Annotated in this window: 22 protein-coding genes and 1 other annotated feature (1 of these 23 only partly in view); of the genes, 14 read left to right on the top strand and 8 right to left on the bottom strand. The window is 43.7% G+C overall.

The genetic code is table 11. The features are described 5' to 3' along the window. Positions 1–213 (bottom strand) — a binding site (T-box leader); it reaches 10 nt to the left of the window's first position. Positions 214–462: 249 nt separating this feature from the next. The 5 genes from ACIFOD_RS00110 to ACIFOD_RS00090 all read left to right on the top strand — a co-directional run bounded on the left by ACIFOD_RS00110 (position 463) and on the right by ACIFOD_RS00090 (position 4711). Then, on the top strand, positions 463–1422 hold the full coding sequence (locus tag ACIFOD_RS00110) for an MBL fold metallo-hydrolase (protein ID WP_430313053.1): 960 nt from the start codon (positions 463–465) through the stop codon (positions 1420–1422). A 16-nt stretch (positions 1423–1438) separates the two neighbouring features. Then, entirely contained in the window at positions 1439–2233 is a 795-nt protein-coding gene (locus ACIFOD_RS00105; protein ID WP_430313052.1) for an SDR family NAD(P)-dependent oxidoreductase, read from the top strand. A gap of 49 nt (positions 2234–2282) precedes the next feature. Beyond that, positions 2283–2807, top strand: coding sequence for a DUF3221 domain-containing protein (locus ACIFOD_RS00100; protein ID WP_430313051.1), 525 nt, complete (start codon positions 2283–2285; stop codon positions 2805–2807). Positions 2808–3061: 254 nt separating this feature from the next. Beyond that, complete coding sequence (locus tag ACIFOD_RS00095; RefSeq protein ID WP_430313249.1) at positions 3062–3913, top strand: GRP family sugar transporter; 852 nt, start codon at positions 3062–3064, stop codon at positions 3911–3913. Positions 3914–3925: 12 nt separating this feature from the next. Further along, positions 3926–4711: a glucose-1-dehydrogenase gene (locus tag ACIFOD_RS00090; protein WP_430313050.1), complete on the top strand. Its 786-nt coding sequence runs from the start codon at positions 3926–3928 to the stop codon at positions 4709–4711. Positions 4712–4775: 64 nt separating this feature from the next. Here ACIFOD_RS00090 and ACIFOD_RS00085 read toward each other — a convergent pair whose 3' ends face one another. Then, positions 4776–5078, bottom strand: coding sequence for an EthD family reductase (locus tag ACIFOD_RS00085; protein ID WP_430313049.1), 303 nt, complete (start codon positions 5076–5078; stop codon positions 4776–4778). 398 nt (positions 5079–5476) lie between these two features. Between ACIFOD_RS00085 and ACIFOD_RS00080 the strand changes: the two genes are divergently transcribed. Both ACIFOD_RS00080 and ACIFOD_RS00075 read left to right on the top strand, forming a co-directional pair. Further along, complete coding sequence (locus ACIFOD_RS00080) at positions 5477–6739, top strand: DNA polymerase thumb domain-containing protein (protein ID WP_430313048.1); 1263 nt, start codon at positions 5477–5479, stop codon at positions 6737–6739. Between the two features lie 18 nt (positions 6740–6757). Then, positions 6758–7090 carry a YolD-like family protein gene (locus ACIFOD_RS00075; RefSeq protein ID WP_430313047.1) on the top strand — a complete coding sequence of 111 codons (333 nt, stop codon included), beginning with the start codon at positions 6758–6760 and terminating at the stop codon, positions 7088–7090. Between the two features lie 54 nt (positions 7091–7144). Here ACIFOD_RS00075 and ACIFOD_RS00070 read toward each other — a convergent pair whose 3' ends face one another. Then, positions 7145–7360 (bottom strand): CDGSH iron-sulfur domain-containing protein, encoded by a 216-nt coding sequence (locus ACIFOD_RS00070; RefSeq protein ID WP_113967576.1) that lies wholly within the window; start codon positions 7358–7360, stop codon positions 7145–7147. 131 nt (positions 7361–7491) lie between these two features. Between ACIFOD_RS00070 and ACIFOD_RS00065 the strand changes: the two genes are divergently transcribed. After that, on the top strand, positions 7492–7824 hold the full coding sequence (locus tag ACIFOD_RS00065; RefSeq protein WP_430313046.1) for an iron-sulfur cluster biosynthesis family protein: 333 nt from the start codon (positions 7492–7494) through the stop codon (positions 7822–7824). A 108-nt stretch (positions 7825–7932) separates the two neighbouring features. Here the strand turns inward: ACIFOD_RS00065 and ACIFOD_RS00060 are convergent, their stop codons facing one another. The 4 genes from ACIFOD_RS00060 to ACIFOD_RS00045 all read right to left on the bottom strand — a co-directional run bounded on the left by ACIFOD_RS00060 (position 7933) and on the right by ACIFOD_RS00045 (position 10983). Next, a complete protein-coding gene (locus ACIFOD_RS00060) occupies positions 7933–8838 on the bottom strand; it encodes an aminoglycoside phosphotransferase family protein (protein ID WP_430313045.1) in 906 nt (301 codons plus the stop codon). Next, complete coding sequence (locus ACIFOD_RS00055) at positions 8835–9761, bottom strand: alpha/beta hydrolase (protein ID WP_430313044.1); 927 nt, start codon at positions 9759–9761, stop codon at positions 8835–8837. The genes ACIFOD_RS00060 and ACIFOD_RS00055 overlap by 4 nt, the downstream gene beginning before the upstream one ends. 129 nt (positions 9762–9890) lie before the next feature. Beyond that, positions 9891–10022: a hypothetical protein gene (locus ACIFOD_RS00050; protein ID WP_258549516.1), complete on the bottom strand. Its 132-nt coding sequence runs from the start codon at positions 10020–10022 to the stop codon at positions 9891–9893. A 58-nt stretch (positions 10023–10080) separates the two neighbouring features. Beyond that, positions 10081–10983, bottom strand: coding sequence for a hydroxymethylglutaryl-CoA lyase (locus ACIFOD_RS00045; protein WP_430313043.1), 903 nt, complete (start codon positions 10981–10983; stop codon positions 10081–10083). 173 nt (positions 10984–11156) lie between these two features. Here ACIFOD_RS00045 and ACIFOD_RS00040 point away from each other — a divergent pair, with 173 nt between their 5' ends. The 5 genes from ACIFOD_RS00040 (at position 11157) to ACIFOD_RS00020 (ending at position 14627) form a co-directional block, all read left to right on the top strand. Then, the gene (locus tag ACIFOD_RS00040) at positions 11157–12344 is read left to right on the top strand and encodes an acetyl-CoA C-acetyltransferase (RefSeq protein ID WP_397553478.1); all 1188 of its coding nucleotides are present in this window, start codon (positions 11157–11159) and stop codon (positions 12342–12344) included. A 35-nt stretch (positions 12345–12379) separates the two neighbouring features. Next, positions 12380–13072 (top strand): CoA transferase subunit A, encoded by a 693-nt coding sequence (locus ACIFOD_RS00035; protein ID WP_098353600.1) that lies wholly within the window; start codon positions 12380–12382, stop codon positions 13070–13072. An 18-nt stretch (positions 13073–13090) separates the two neighbouring features. Then, the gene (locus tag ACIFOD_RS00030) at positions 13091–13753 is read left to right on the top strand and encodes a CoA transferase subunit B (RefSeq protein ID WP_430313042.1); all 663 of its coding nucleotides are present in this window, start codon (positions 13091–13093) and stop codon (positions 13751–13753) included. A 116-nt stretch (positions 13754–13869) separates the two neighbouring features. After that, a complete protein-coding gene (locus ACIFOD_RS00025) occupies positions 13870–14100 on the top strand; it encodes a YqkE family protein (protein WP_113967588.1) in 231 nt (76 codons plus the stop codon). Next, positions 14079–14627: a GrpB family protein gene (locus ACIFOD_RS00020; RefSeq protein ID WP_430313041.1), complete on the top strand. Its 549-nt coding sequence runs from the start codon at positions 14079–14081 to the stop codon at positions 14625–14627. Before ACIFOD_RS00025 ends, ACIFOD_RS00020 begins: the two co-directional genes overlap by 22 nt. A 29-nt stretch (positions 14628–14656) precedes the next feature. Here ACIFOD_RS00020 and ACIFOD_RS00015 read toward each other — a convergent pair whose 3' ends face one another. Together ACIFOD_RS00015 and mciZ are read right to left on the bottom strand one after the other, a co-directional pair. Further along, positions 14657–15580: an aldo/keto reductase gene (locus ACIFOD_RS00015; RefSeq protein WP_430313040.1), complete on the bottom strand. Its 924-nt coding sequence runs from the start codon at positions 15578–15580 to the stop codon at positions 14657–14659. Between the two features lie 79 nt (positions 15581–15659). Beyond that, positions 15660–15785 carry a Z-ring formation inhibitor MciZ gene (mciZ, locus tag ACIFOD_RS00010; protein WP_427596633.1) on the bottom strand — a complete coding sequence of 42 codons (126 nt, stop codon included), beginning with the start codon at positions 15783–15785 and terminating at the stop codon, positions 15660–15662. 82 nt (positions 15786–15867) lie between these two features. Between mciZ and ACIFOD_RS00005 the strand changes: the two genes are divergently transcribed. Further along, positions 15868–16416: an NUDIX hydrolase gene (locus ACIFOD_RS00005; RefSeq protein ID WP_430313039.1), complete on the top strand. Its 549-nt coding sequence runs from the start codon at positions 15868–15870 to the stop codon at positions 16414–16416. Positions 16417–16671 lie beyond the last annotated feature (255 nt).

Below are 16671 nucleotides of genomic sequence, written 5' to 3'. Positions count from 1 at the left end.
AAAGGGTCTGCTTCCGTGGTACCACCTTGTTTTGTTCATTCCTCACTGGACGAAATGAACACACTTCACTTCCATGTAACGCTGGAAAAACGTTCTGCTTTAAGACGCTCAAAAGGCAGGTTCACAAATAGAGGGGATGACGGTGCCTTTCAGCCGGTGGGCACCGATCTCTAACATCATCTATTCATTACTAGTCTTTATCATCGCTTTTTCTTTTATCATTATGTAAGGTGACTTTTCAATGGTAAACGTATATTATAGGTGATTATCATAGAAAGACAGCTTATCTGTCAAGTGATTATTTCAGTATATTCAATCATTTTAAAAATGACATTTGTTTGGAAAAAATGTACACTATTAAATGAAGGGTCATTCATTTTTTGTTAACATCAAAGGAATGAATTGGTGAGGGCATGTCGTTTTGGCTGCCTACCCTTTTATTATGAAGAATGTGGTGAATTTATGACAACTTTAGTGAATGATCTGGCAAAAATTACTCTATCAACTCCTTTTGCCGTTGGAGATGTGAATGTGTATTTGGTGAAAGGGGACGCCTTGACGTTGGTGGACGCAGGGCCCCTTACAGATACAGCCTGGGTACAGTTGACCGAGCAATTATCCCTTTTGGGGTATACACCTCAAGATATTGAACAAATTGTTCTGACCCATCATCATCCCGATCACGCGGGGCTCATTGATCGGTTTTCTTCCTCCGTCAAAATATATGGTCATCCCTATAACAAGTTTTGGCTGGATCGCAACGAATATTTTCATGAAGTGTATGATCGCTTCTTCCTTCAATTGGCGATAGAATCAGGTTTACCTCAAGAGTATCTTCGAGCAATCCATAAATTTAAGAGTCCTTTGAAATTTATGGGGAACCGAAAACTGGATATTGAAATAAAGGAAGGGGACGTCATCCCCGGAATGGAAGACTGGACGATCATTGAAACGTTAGGGCATGCTCAGAGTCACTTATCCTTTTACCGGGAGAGTGATGGTGTCCTGATAGCCGGAGATCATATACTCGCGAATATTTCCCCTAACCCACTCATTGAACCTCCTCTTGAAGGGGAGCCGGAACGTTCAAAGCCATTGCTTCAATACAATGAGTCTTTGAAAAAGTTATTGGCTATTCCCATTTCCCTTGCCTATACAGGTCATGGGGACAATATTACGGATGTTCATGGATTAATTCCCAGGAGATTAGGGAAACAGGATGAAAGAGCACGCGGGGTACTCGAAATGATCAAAGGTAACCGTCTGACCGTATTCGATATCTGTAAGACACTATTTCCTTCCGTCTATCAAAAGGAACTGGGCCTGACACTGTCTGAAACAATCGGACAATTGGATTATCTTGAATCACTTCACTACATAAAGAAAGAATCGCACGAAGGAATCTATTATTATTTTGCCTAGAAAGATGGGACGAGACATGAACAGTAGAATAAAAGGAAAAACCATTGTCATTACCGGTGCCTCTGGAGGAATCGGGGAACAAATGGCCATTAAAGTAGCAGAAAACGGCGGTAATCTCGCCTTGATTGCGCGTCGCGTCCATCTGCTTGAAGCATTAAAAGAAAAGCTCATAACCGAATATAGTTGTAAGGTGGAAGTGTACCCGTTAAATATAACGGATTACGACGAAATCCCACGCACCTTCAACACCATCCTGAAGGACTTTGGAGCGATTCATGCCTTGATCAATAACGCAGGCTATGGAATATTTCAGGAAGCACATGAAACATCATTCCAGGATGTAAAGGGAATGATGGACGTGAATGTTCTTGGACTTATGGCATGTACGGGAGAAGTCCTTCCTTATATGCGTCAACAAGGTTCCGGTCATATCATCAACATTGCCTCTCAGGCAGGTAAGTTCGCTTCGCCAAAGTCGAGTGCGTACTCTGCCTCTAAGCATGCTGTACTGGGATATACGAACAGTTTAAGGATGGAAGCGAAAAGGTACGGTGTGAGGGTGACTGCGGTGAATCCCGGGCCGATTGCCACAGACTTTTTCTCCATTGCCGATGAATCCGGGACGTATGTGAAGAATGTAGAAAAGTTTATGCTTGATCCGGCAGATGTCGCTCAAAAAGTCGTGGAAGCCCTTTTTACCAATAGGAGAGAAATCAATCTGCCTCGATGGATGAATATGGGAAGTGTCATCTATCAATTATTCCCATCTTTTGTCGATAAAGTAGGAAATAACCTTTTCTTCAAAAAATAGTGAAACTAAATCATGCTCTCATTCGTCTAATCTAATAAGGGGGGAGTCTATGAAGAAGTGTTTGACTGTTCTGATCATTTGTTTCTGTTTTCTATTTACCGGTTGCGGGCCTGCAACATCTGTAAATTCATCACAAGAGGGCACAAATTTCATAGGCTTTATTACCCAGCTTGAAGATAATCAAGTGCTTATTAATGATGTTTGGTTTTCTTTCAGTGATCAAACCGTCATGAAGACAGACAAGGATAAAAAACTGCAAAAAAAAGATATTGAAGTTGGGAAAAAAATAAATGTGACATTTGACGGTAAGCTCCAGGAATCATTCCCGCGCAGAGCTTCTGCAGATCAATTGGTTTTTCTGACAGATCAACAAAGCAAAACCGAAGAAAGCGCCGTTAAATTAGTCATGAAAGACCCTCGATTTTCACAAGTCGTTATACAATCCATCGAAAAAAATCCTACAGGCTTATATTCAATACGATTCAAAGATCTCTCCATTAACAGAGATGTACACGTCATTGTGAATGTGGACAATGACCGGGTGATTGTGCCCATACATACCTCTACAAAATGACAAAGAAGAAAGCATTGGTTTATAAACCAATGCTTTCTTCTTTGTCATCTATTTCATAGAGTTGAAATTTCCTGTCAATCATCTTCATGATCCACTGTCTATCCATATTTCCATCTCACCTTGAGATTATACGGGACAAAATGAGGGTATGCATCAGAGAGTGGAAAAAATAGTTGTTTTCTTTCATGAATGGCTAGAATGTTCGTTTCAGAGGAAAACTATGATTATTGTTGGGAAAAGGATGTGGATGTATGATAGGGATTCTTTTAGCCCTGATCCCCGCAGTAGCATGGGGAAGTCTTGTGTTTGTAAGTGTAAAACTTGGAGGGAATGCCTACAGTCAAACGGTTGGGATCACCATTGGATCATTATTGTTTGCGGTTGGCGTATTCTTCATCAAATCCCCGGAATTGACGTTATTTGTGTGGGGAATCGGCTTCATCTCCGGCGTCTTCTGGGCAGTCGGTCAAGTCAATCAATTAGCGAGTGTAACGTTCATCGGAGTTGCGAAAACCGTTCCGATTTCAACGGGAATGCAGCTGATCGGAACGACTCTCTTTGGCGTTTTAGTGTTTAAGGAATGGAAAACGACAGAAACGATCCTCCTCGGTAGCGGAGCCGTTTTAGCTCTGATTATTGGTGTGGTGTTAACATCATTCACACAAAAATCCGAGGGAGATGAAAAGTCTCAACTAAAAAAGGGTCTACTCACTTTATTGCTATCCAGTTGCGGATACATAGCCTATGTCGTCATTTTAAGATGGTTTGATATTGACGGATGGGAAGCGATTTTGCCACAGGCGATTGGAATGTTTATCGGGGCGGTTGTCATTACGTTCAGGCATAAGCCCTTTACAAAATATACGGTGAGAAATATCTTAACCGGTCTGATGTGGGCATCGGGGAATTTAGGGTTGCTGCTTGCGCTTCCACGCATCGGGGTGGCAACGAGTTTCTCCCTATCTCAAACAGGGATCGTCATTTCTACCCTTGGAGGTTTGTTTTTCTTAGGTGAAAAGAAATCCAGGAAGCAAATCCTTCTCGTCATTGCAGGGTGTGTTCTTATCATTATAGGCGGTGTTCTATTAGGCTTTACGAAAGATTAAGGAGGAATGGATATGTATTCAGATCTAACAGGGAAGGTTGTCGTTATATCCGGAGCTGCTACTGGAATAGGAAAGGCGATAGCCAAACGATTTGCCAGTGAAGGCTGTAAAGTGGTCATTAATTATTTCAAAGAAGAAGAAAATCCTGAAGGACTAGTAAGGGAAATCGAAGAAGCTGGGGGAACAGCCTCCATTATTCAAGGTGATGTGTCAAAAGAAGCAGACGTTCAGGGCTTTGTTAAATTGGCCCATGATACATATGGTCGCCTTGATATCTATGTGAACAACGCAGGAATCGAGAATGAGGCACCCTCTGAGAATCTTTCACTCGAAGATTGGCAGAGAGTCATCAACACAAATCTGACGGGGACCTTTCTCGGGTGCCGTGAAGCAGCGAAATACATGCTTGATCATAATATCAAAGGGTCGATCATCAACGTTTCTTCCGTTCATGAAATCATTCCGTGGCCTCACTTTGCTCACTATGCAGCCAGTAAGGGTGGGGTGAAATTATTAATGGAAAGTCTTGCATTGGAATTCGCCCCTGATGGGATCCGGGTCAACAATATTGCTCCCGGGGCCATTGATACTCCCATCAATGCCGAGAAATTTTCCGATCCCGAAAAGAAAAAGGGAGTGGAAAAGCTCATTCCCATGGGCTATATCGGAGAACCGGAGCAAATCGCTTCCTGTGCAGCCTTTTTGGCTTCAGAGCAGGCAAGTTATGTCACAGGGACCACCCTCATCGCTGATGGGGGCATGACGAAATATCCAGGATTCCAAGCCGGGAGAGGCTGATGGGAAAAAGGCCAAAATCAATGTGTGATTTTGGCCTTTTCTGTTTTTGGCAGAGTAAGTATTCTTAATCGACTATGGTGATAATTGGTGGATTTTCTAAGTATTTCATGAAGTTCGGAACGTCTTCTCCAACCGCTTTCCATTCTTCTGAAGCAAATGCTTCTTTCATATCCGCTTTGTTTTCAAACTCGATTTCCGTTATTAGGTAGAGTGACAAATCCGTATTCTGATTGGATACAACCCGCTGTACGTTCGCATTTTTTACATGAGGGACCTTTCCTGCAATCGGCATATGGGTGTTAAAGTAATACTCCTCGAACCCCTCTTGATCCTTGGGCTTTTCATACATCACAATCACTTTCGCCATGTTACTCCTCCTCGTCCTGACAATTTGTGTTCATATGAATTTTAGCAATTATAGGAAGATGTGACTATGCATTTCGTAACAAAAATCTCGACAGTATTTGCCTTTGATTATCTTTGAAATGCTTGTCGGGCCTACCCAAGCCGCCTCCGCTTTTCTTTTTTCCAGCTCCAGGGCTTAGAGGCTCGAGGTCATAAGTCAAACATACCAAAAAGGCAAAGAGCGCCTTTCCGGCATGTTTGCCTTATGCTTGTCGCCTCTGACCAAAGCCCTTCCGCTTTTCTTGTTATTCTCTCTATTTCCATTAATTTTAGTTGAAAGGGAACGTATATTCGTATAGAATCATAACTATACTATATAAGAACATTTGTTCTATTTTAGGTAAAATGGAGGACGAATATATGACTGTCGATTACAGTGTGCTGCCACACCATAAGATTCTGTGCATCGATATGAAGAGCTTTTATGCTAGCTGTTCGGCTGTCATGCTGGGTCTCGATCCCCTTGAATGCCATTTGGCCGTAGTTGGGGATCGAGACCGCCAAGGAAGTATTGTGTTGGCGGCATCCCCCAGGCTGAAGAAGGACTTTGGGATCAAAACGGGCTCGCGGATGTTTGAAATCCCAAAGGACCCGCGCATCCGGCTTGTAGAACCAAAAATGGCTACGTATGTCAGGATCTCGACTGAGTTGACCCGGTTATTCCATCGCTACGTACCGAAAGATGCCATTCATACGTATAGTGTGGACGAAAGTTTTATTAAGATTGATGGAGCGACGAATCTTTGGGGGGATGCCACGACCATTGCCGGTAAAATCAAGGATGATATGGAAAGGGAGTTTCAACTTCCCTGCGCCATAGGCATCGGTCCCAATATGCTGTTGTCTAAGCTGTGCCTGGATCTCGAAGCAAAAAAAGAGGGGATTGCCGAATGGACCTATGAAGACGTTCCGGAAAAACTGTGGCCGTTATCACCTTTACGTGAAATGTGGGGGATTGGCGGACGCTTAGAAAAAACGCTCAATCGCATGGGCATTTTCTCTGTCGGGCAATTGGCGCAGTATGACCTGGAGAAGTTGGAGGCCAAGTTTGGCGTTATGGGCAATCAGCTCTATTACCACGCATGGGGAGTTGATTTATCTGAAATAGGAGCACCGATCATGGATGGTCAAATCAGCTTTGGCAAGGGGCAGATCCTGTTGCGCGATTATAAGGAGAAAGGGGAAATCAAACGTGTCATTTTAGAAATGTGTGAAGAAGTCGCTAGGCGCGCCCGCACCCATCACAAGGCGGGGAGAACAATAAGCTTTGGCGTCGGTTACAGTCACGAAGAATTTGGTGGAGGGTTTCACCGGTCGCGGACCATCGAGGAGCCGACCAATATCACCATGGATTTATATCGTGTATGCCTGGAGTTATTCGAAGAGAATTACAACGGGAAAACTGTACGGAAAATCAACATCGCTCTTTCAAATATTGTAGATGATGGGGCCTTGCAGATTTCTTTGTTCGAGCCGAATCGATGGGAGAAGCGGGAGCTGGGGTATGTAGTGGATCGAATCCGAAATAAATATGGATCAGCAGCCCTTCTCCGAGCCGTATCCTATACAGAAGCAGGAACAGCAAGGCACCGTGCCCGCCTGGTCGGTGGACATAAATCGTAAATATAGGAGGTGAGAGGATTGATCCGCGATCGAGGAAGAATCAAATGGACATCTATGATGCTGCCGGAGCACGTGAAATTACTGAGGGATTGGGCAAAGGAAGATACGCACGAGAAAAGGATCGAACTTGACGAGCAGGAACTGGACAGGATGAATGAAGTCGTCTCAGAGGCGATGGAGTTTGGGAAATTGGTGTCGATTACTCACTATGTAAAGCACCGTCATCAATTATCGATTGGAACCGTTCACCATGTCGACTCACTGGAAGGGAAGCTGCACGTCGTAGACAGGTTCGAAGACGTACACTATATTCCACTTGCAAGCATTGTGGACATTCGCTTTTTCGATTGACAGCCCAATGAAAAGAGAGACTTCACCAGGGTGAAGTCTCTCTTTTCATTCCATTTACTCTTCGTCCAATACTTTTTCTGCGCGCACACATGATTCGAATTTTCCTTTATGAGATGCGTCACAAAACGGCATGTTTGTAGATAAACCACAACGGCAAAGAGTAAACACTTGTTTCGTTGGAAATACATTTCCGTCAGCATCAATCAGTTCCACGTCCCCGCTTACACGAAAAGAACCATTATCATTCACTTTAATTTGAGCTTTTGCCATGAAAAACCACCCTTTCTATAAAATACAAAAGAATCCCCCTTATCGATAGTAAATTGAAAACAGGAAAAATGCAATATTCTAAAGGAAACAAATGAAATGTGATAATATGGTGGAGTAAGGGAGGTCGTAGAATGAAGATTGAATTAACGAATGAAGCAACCAAAAAGATTCAAGGTAAAATAGATAATCAAACCGGATACCTGAAATTAAAGTATGATACAGAGGGGTGTGGCTGTGTCGTAAGTGGAATTCCTACTTTATGGTTTGTACATGAACCTGAAGAAGGGGAAGATATAACGATTGAAACCAACAGCTATCCGATCCTGGTAGAAAAATCTAAAGTGGTGTTTCTTGATGAAGACCTGAAAATTGATTTTTCTTCCCAAAGTAACACGTTTCAATTAAAAAGCCCCGGGCAAATCATAAATGGAAGAATGAACTTTCTGATGTTTCCGGGGGAGTAAACATAAAAGCCTCAGATCTGAGTACATCCGGGATCCGAGGCTTTTTATAAATATAAAGCCATTTATGTATCGTGATGGATGTTGCAGCGGTAAATGGTTCTATAAATACTAATCTAGTTCATTCACCAATTCCTCAAACAATCGGGCCACTGAAACCCCTGTCTTCCACCCATCCATCCCGTCCTCTACAGACCAACACGCAGATAAAACCGAATGACAGAACCCGTAACGAATCAACCGTTCATAAGAAAGGGAGAGTAGTGAGGCCATTGTTTTGATTCTGTATCGAAGCAGCTCTATTGGAATATCCCATTTACTCCATTCATTTAATGTAAACTGAATGCAGTCATATTCTCTCTCACCGATCAGCCCCTTGGGATCGATGGCCGTCCAACCCGAAGATTCCGAGTAGAGAATGTTCCCGTGATGCAGATCACCGTGTAGAAGAAAGAAATCGGTGGAAGTACTGAGCAACTCAGGAAAAAGGTTTTCAGCTTTTAAGACGAGATCTGCAGGTATGGGCCCACTTCCTCCATTGAATCTTTCCCGCAGGCGCCCAATTCCTTTTGACCAGGCCTGAACGGTAGGGTAGGGATGATGGCTGACAGGTTTATGCCATAAACGGTGAGCCACATGGGCAAACACCTGCAGGACCTCTTCTTCATCGTCAACGGAGTGAAGGGAGATTCCCGGTGTCAGGCGATCTAAAAGGATCCATCCCTCCTCCTTATTGAAATCGAGGACTTCCACCATGCCCCTTCCTTGAAAATCTTGAAGAGCATGAAACTCATTTGAGAAGTCGTTGTTCGGGTACCCGATCTTTAGGACCGCAGTCCGTTCATGATCAATTCGGACAGGAACCACAAAATTGTAGCTTAATGAAAAGGGCTCGCCATAGGTTAAGCGCAGCCTGTCTTCCAAAATCACCATGAGCTCTTCCACGTTTGAAATCCATCCTTCACCCGATTCCCCGTACATGGTTTGCATTTTTGATCTGAAATCAGTTGGAATCAAGAGACATCATCCCTTTCATTTAATACAAATTGATGAAGAAACCGTTGAATCACGTGTTCATATTCCTCGGGGTTGTCATTATACGATTGAGCATGAGTGCCCCGGAAATCCAGAAACAGCTCTTTGGGTCCCTGTTTTTTTTCAAATAAATCCTTCGTCATTTGAGGCAGGATAAAGTCATCATTTGTGCTGTGGATAAATAACACGGGTTTTCTGATGTTTTGAACAACCGATATTGGTGATAAATCCTTTAATGTGTACCCTTGTCGCAGCTTTAGTGTGCCGCCTACGAGGGGGAGGAGAAATTTTGCCGGCATCTTCACTTCTACGCTCATACGATAGGCGAGCTGTTCACCAAAGTCGGAAAAAGGGCAATCGGCAATATAAAAATCTGCCCGATCTTCCAAACTGCCTGCATATAAAAGCAGAGTAGCTGCACCCATGGACTCCCCGTGGATTCCGAAGAAAACATCCTCGCCTTCCCGACGGATCAACTCATCCACAACGGCCTTTAAATCATACTTTTCAAAATACCCGTAACTTGTCGTCTTCCCGCCGGACTCCCCATGACGCCTGTGGTCATAAATCACGGCATTGAAACCCTGTTTGATGAAAAGGTTCATATACTTGATCGAATTCCATTTGTTTTCTGTCACCCCGTGGGAAAAGATCATGAATTTTTTATGGGGGTGAGGCTTCACGAAAATGGCTTTAATGCCATATCCGTATTGTGAAGGGATCAGCACCTCTTCTTTAGGAAGGGAGTCATAATCCTCTTCTATCAGCCTGGTCGAACCTGTTTCACGTGACCGGATAAAGTCATCCCCCTTTTTCGGTAAATACATAAAACGATTCGTAATATAAATCCCAAGCAGACCTATGGACGAAAGGGTACCGCCAAGGATGGCAAGTTTTTTTCTCATCTTCATCACCTCAAAGCAAAATCATTCATACTCATATTGTAGCAAAAGGAGGAAAAAAGAGGAATTTTTGAATAGGGGAATACAAAGAAAAAGTGTCCCTTAAGAAGAGACACTTTCATGAATGGGTACTTATGATTTAGCATTTTGACCTTTAGTAGGATGAATGGCTTTTTCAAGTTCTTCCTTAGCCATCGGGTTAGAAACCGTATCTGAGTTAGGTTTGCCCTTTTGGCTGAAGCCTTTATCGCGTTTTTGACTCATGAACTCATCTCCTTCAAGTATTATCTACTTTAGAATGCTCGAAGGAGAAAGATGGTATTCATGATTGATTCAATTCATACAGACGGTAGTAACCGCTTTCAATGGGGCGACTGACATGGGGCTTCACCAGCTCGATGGCATGAGCCAGCTTCCCTAAATCAATTCCTGTGGAGATTCCCATTTCTTCTAACATATACACGACATCTTCAGTCGCTACATTCCCTGTTGCACCAGGGGCGAAAGGACAGCCTCCAAGTCCACCGGCAGAAGTGTCAAAGCGGTCAACTCCCGCTTGAAGCGACGCAAGGATATTAGCAAGTGCCATCTTACGGGTGTCATGGAAATGCGCTGTCAGTAATGTGTGGGGCAATTCCTGTTTCAGTAACGCAAAGAGATGATAGGCTTCAGATGGATTAGCTCTTCCTATCGTATCGGCGACGCTCAATTCATCCACGCCCAATGAAACAAATTCCCGACAAAGAGAAAGGGTATCCTCTGGTAAGACCTTCCCTTCATATGGGCAGTAGAAAGCGGTGGAGATGCAAGCTCTCACGAAGTAACCCCGCTCTTTTAACTCTGAAATCAGAGGGGCCAAGCCTTCAAGAGCTTCATCTGTCGTTTTATTAATGTTTTTCTGATTAAACGTATTGCTTACCCCTACAAATACGGCCACTGATCGACAGCCCGTATCATATACCCGCTCGATTCCCCTTTTATTGGGAGCGAGAACGATATCTCTTGAATCAATCGTCATGCAGGAGTCAACAATATCACTCGCATCCTTCATCTGGGGAACCCATTTGGGAGATACAAACGAAGTCAGCTCCATTTCCCTGATTCCCGATTGCTTCAGTCGAAGGATAAACTCTTTTTTTACATCAGTCTGAACAAAGTTATTCTCATTTTGTAATCCGTCTCTCGGACCTACTTCAATAATCGTTGCTTTTTTAGGTAAATTCATAATTTCCCTCCCTCTTTCATTTTAAGAAAATTTCGACATATAAATCAATATAAAAATTTTTTGACGAATTTAGAGGAATTTAACCGCTTACATAGAATGAGTTAAAGTGGAACTGTTTTTAAAGGTTAGTCATAGGCAAACCAATCAGTCAGAAGAGAAAGGGAGGAAGAAAGATGTCGAATGAAGTCGTCATTGTGAGCGCAGTGCGCACAGCCATCGGAAGCTTTAACGGATCATTAAAAGGCATTTCAGCTCCGGAACTTGGAGCGATTGTCATTAAAGATGCCCTGGAGAAGGCTGGTTTAAATGCAAGTGATGTAGATGAAGTGATCATGGGGAATGTATTGCAGGCAGGATTAGGTCAAAATCCGGCTCGCCAAGCATCCATCAAAGCGGGACTCCCTGAGCATGTGCCTGCCATGACCATTAACAAAGTGTGTGGATCAGGATTAAAAACGGTCCATCTGGCAACGCAGGCCATCCTTGCTGGGGATGCGGATATCATCGTTGCAGGTGGAATGGAAAATATGAGTCAGGCTCCATATTTACTAAAAGGAGCAAGAGAAGGATACAAAATGGGAGACCAGAAAGTAGTCGACAGCATGATTTCCGACGGCTTATGGTGTGCCTTTAATGATTATCATATGGGCGTAACGGCAGAAAATCTTTGCGACCGCTATTCCCTTACACGTGAAGAGCAGGACGAATTTGCGGCCTGGAGCCAGCAAAAGGCAGCTGCTGCGATTGAATCCGGCCGATTTGAAGATGAAATCGTCCCGGTACATATCCCCGTGCGAAAAGGGGAGCCTGTTGTATTCAACCAGGATGAATTTCCCCGTAAAGGGTCGACTGCCGAGAAACTTTCCGGCCTTCGGGCAGCCTTCAAAAAAGAGGGCACTGTAACAGCTGGAAATGCATCGGGCATCAATGATGGAGCCGCTGCAGTGGTCGTCATGTCGAGGAAGAAAGCCGACGAACTGGGTATCACGCCTCTAGTGACGATCAAAGGAAACGCCAATGCCGGTGTTGATCCGAGCGTTATGGGAATCGGACCCGTTGCGGCCGTTAAAAAAGTATTGGAAAAAACAAAGCTGACGATTGAGGATATGGAATTAATTGAAGCAAATGAAGCATTTGCTGCCCAATCATTAGCGGTGGATAAAGAACTTCAATTCAAAAAGGATGCTCTTAACGTAAACGGCGGAGCTATTGCATTAGGTCACCCGATTGGAGCCAGCGGGACACGGATTCTGGTGACCCTGATTCATGAAATGAAGAAAAGAGGCGTTCAAAACGGATTGGCTACCCTTTGTATCGGTGGCGGCCAGGGAGTAGCGACAGTCGTTGAACTTCATAAGTAAGGAATGGAAAGATCCAGATTCAAGGAGGGAATACAATGAAAGAAGTATACACTTCATATGACGAAGCGGTGGCAGACATCCACGATGGCGCCACTTTAATGGTTGGAGGATTCGGCCTGTGCGGGATTCCTGAAAAACTCATTCTTGCCCTTGTAGAAAAAGGTGTGAAAAACCTGACCGTCATCTCCAATAACTGTGGGGTAGACGACTGGGGCTTAGGTTTATTATTGAAAAATAAGCAGATTGATAAAATGATAGGCTCCTATGTCGGGGAAAACAAAGAATTTGAAAGACAGGTATTATCTGGTGAACTGGAAGTGGAATTGGTTCCTCAAGGTACGCTTGCAGAGAAGATCCGTGCCGGGGGAGCAGGGATTCCTGCCTTCTATACGCCGGCAGGAGTCGGGACACCGGTAGCCGAAGGGAAAGAAACACGCACATTTAATGGAAAAGAATACTTGCTGGAAGAAGCCTATACGGCAGACTTTTCCCTTGTTCGTGCGTGGAAGGCCGATAAGATGGGGAATTTGATCTACAACAAAACGGCTCAAAACTTTAACCCGATGATCGCGGCTGCAGGAAAAGTGACGATTGCCGAAGTAGAAGAGCTTGTTGAAATCGGAGAGATCAATCCGAATGAAGTGCATACCCCGAGCATCTACGTACAGCGACTGATTCAAGCAGATCAGGAAAAACGCATTGAAAGAAGAACAGTGAAGCAAGCATAGAAGGGAGAGTGGAACGGGATGGATCGTGCCAAAATGCGTGAAAGAATAGCAAGAAGAGCGGAAAAGGAAATAGAAGATGGTTTCTATGTCAATTTAGGAATCGGGATGCCTACACTGGTAGCCAATTATATAACAGAAAACAAACAGGTTGTCCTTCAATCTGAAAATGGATTACTTGGAATCGGCCCATATCCTGAGGAAGATGAAGTCGATGCAGATCTCATCAACGCCGGGAAAGAAACCGTTACGGCAATTCCAGGCTCCTCTTACTTTGATAGCTCGGAATCATTCGGGATGATTCGTGGAGGCCATATCAATATTGCCATCCTGGGTGGAATGGAAGTAGCCGAAAATGGTGATCTTGCCAACTGGATGATACCTGGGAAAATGATCAAAGGGATGGGTGGAGCAATGGATCTCGTCCATGGAGCCCAGCGCATCATCGTCATCATGGAGCACGCGAATAAGGCCGGTGAGAGCAAGATCCTGAAAGAATGCACATTGCCTTTGACAGGAAAAGGCGTCGTGCACCGGATCATCACCGATCGTGCCGTGATGGATGTGACGGAAGAAGGCTTATTGCTTCGTGAAGTAGCGAATGGATTCTCCGTGGAAGATATCCAATCATCAACGGATGCGACATTGATTGTAGGAGAAGATGTGAAATTGGAAGCCTATTGATGGAGAGAGTCGGTTATAAGGGGCGTGTTCCTCTTTTGACCGGCTTTTTTTGAGCCTGATTTTTGACTAAAGCTAAAAAAAGATTTATAACTATGACAGATAGGGGGAGTCAGCGCATGTCTAAGAAAAAGAAACAGGAAGCAGAAATGACGTTAAAGAATTCCATCAACCAGGATCTATTCGAACAATTAAAGCAGAAGAAGAAAGAGCTTGAAAAAGTAGAGTCTGTGAAAAAGGAAGAAGAGCGTCTTAGAAAAATAGAAGAGAAGAAGCAGCGGGAGAAGAATAAGAGCTTTGAAGAGCTGCTGAATGAAAGCAGTATGGATTGGAAGAGTTACAAGGATTGATGAGGGATGTAAAAGTAGTACCACATCAAGCAGAATGGAAAGAAAAATTCGAAACAGAAAAGCGTTCACTCGAAAGGATTCTCCCGGGTGCAACCATCCATCATATCGGCTCGACGTCGGTACCTGGATTGGCCGCTAAACCGATTATCGATATTCTTATAGAAGTCCCTGGCCTGGAGAGCATTGATGACCGGACAGAAGAATTCAGCCAACTGAATTTTGTCGGGAAAGGGGAGAATGGTATCCCGAACCGTCGCTACTTCTATAAGGGAGAAGGTAATGAGAGAGCCGTACATCTTCATGTTTTCCCTTATGGAATCGATCATGTGATCAGACACTTAGCGTTTCGTGATTATTTAAGGGAATACAGCCAAGAAGCAAAGCGATATGGTGAATTGAAATCAAGGCTTGCAAAGATATTCCCCCATGATATGGAAGGCTACATTCAAGGGAAAGACCAATTTGTGAAGGACTTGGAGAAAAAGGCGTTAAATTGGTATGAAAAAAATAAGCGGGAAGGGAATTAAGAACCCTGACCCGCTTATTTTTTGTTCACTCAATCCCTATGTTGCTCATACCGTGATAATTTAGTTAAGTGTTTAAGCATATCCAACTCCTCAGTAGATATTGGATTCGCATTGGCAGCATCAATATTCTCTTGAAGCTGCTGAACAGAACTGGCTCCCGGAACCACTGCTGCAACCGATTGGTGGGAAAGAATAAATTGGAGGGCAAGCTCATTCATTTTGCGTTGATCTCCCATTTTGCTATGAATGGACTCGATCGTTTCTTGAAGCTCATGATAAGAATAGTCCAGATACCCACTCTCTTTCATTTTGGCAGAAGCTTTGGAAAGCATTTTCTCAGAAAGAAGTCCTTTTGCCAAAGGTCCCCGGGCCACGATACTCACCTTATTCTCAGCCAATAGGTCCATCCATTCTTCCGGGCGACGATCCAGTAAGCTGTACTGCATCATCACGCTCTCGATGGAAGAACTCTTCAGGAATCGCTTAATGACATTCGGCCGAATGGAGGAGATTCCATAATGGCCAATCAAACCTTCACTCTTTAATTCTTCAAAAGCCTCGATCGTTTCATCAAAATGATCTTCAATCGTCCCGCCATGAAGCTGATAAAGGTCGATATAGTCCACTTTCAGGCGGGATAGGCTATCCTTGACGGCAGACTTGATATAGGATTTGGAAGGGTCCCAGCGCCAGCCATCTTCCACGTCATCAAAGCGATTTCCTACCTTTGTGGCAAGTATAATGTCATCTCGGACCTCGCGGATGGCTTTACCCACAATTTCTTCATTTTGACCAAAGTCATATAAATCAGCGGTATCAAGATAATTGATCCCATTCTCTAAAGCGTGTTGTACAATTTCCTTGGCAGCACTCTCTTCGGTTCCAAGAGACATACAACCGAGTCCCATCTTTGATACAAATAAATCGGAGTTTCCTATTTGTCTTTTTTCCATTGTATCCGTCCTTTCGACATTAGCACTCTCTATTATATTAACGAAAGTAGGGACGAATAAACAAAAGATACGGCTGGTTTCAACGATTGGCTTCGATCCATTCCTTCACCGTGGCGTAGGTTTGATTATATTGTTTCAGCTTCTCCCTGATTTCCCATGCTTTACCTACCAGGATGATCCGGTCTTTTTCAGCAATCACCTTCAAGGGGTTTCACCTCGATCCTCGAATGGGATATGGTAAAATGTATGAGGACAAGGTCAATGACAGAACAAGGAGAGTTGAGCGGATGAAAAAATTTGAAGAAAAAACGATTAAAACGGAAACCATCTATCAAGGGAAAATCATTGATCTTCAGGTTGATGAAGTAGAGCTTCCCAATGGAAAGACTTCCAAGAGAGAATTGATTAAGCATCCTGGGGCAGTTGCCGTTATTGCATTAACACCAGAGGGGAAACTTGTCATGGTAGAGCAATATCGCAAAGCGCTGGAGAAATCCATCATCGAAATTCCTGCAGGGAAGCTTGAGCCGGGGGAAGAGCCCGATATAACAGCCCTTCGTGAATTGGAAGAAGAAACGGGCTACGGTTGTGGGAACCTGGAGCATTTGATTTCGTTTTACACGTCGCCCGGATTTGCAGATGAGCTTGTTCACTTGTATATCGCTCACGATCTTTATCCCATTCATGAATCCAAAGAAACGGATGAAGATGAATTTGTAGAGTTGATTGAAGTAACAGTCGAGGAAGCGGCGCAGCTTATAAAAGAACAACGGATTTATGATGCAAAAACAGCTTATGCCATTCAATATCTGCAACTGCAGAAGCTTGCAAAATAAGAAGGTAATGGTGAAGGAAAGCTGGACTTCTGAGGAGAGGGAGTCCAGTTTCCTTGTTTATTGGAAAATAGAGGTAAAATACGCATATAATGAAAAATGGACGCAATTGCGACTAATTTTGACGCAATAAATAAAAAAAAGACGCAATAACCCCGGATTTCGACGCAATAAATCTTAGAACGAGTCAATCGGGGCTTCATTCCCGTATTCGAAGCGCCCAGCCCCTGTTCTAAAGGATTAAGTCCATATAATTGT

The organism is Rossellomorea sp. NRS-1567, assembly GCF_050467885.1.
Classification (GTDB): domain Bacteria; phylum Bacillota; class Bacilli; order Bacillales; family Bacillaceae_B; genus Rossellomorea; species Rossellomorea aquimaris_C.
Note: the sequence above shows the minus strand (reverse complement) of the source record. Positions and strands in the feature narration are given on the sequence as shown.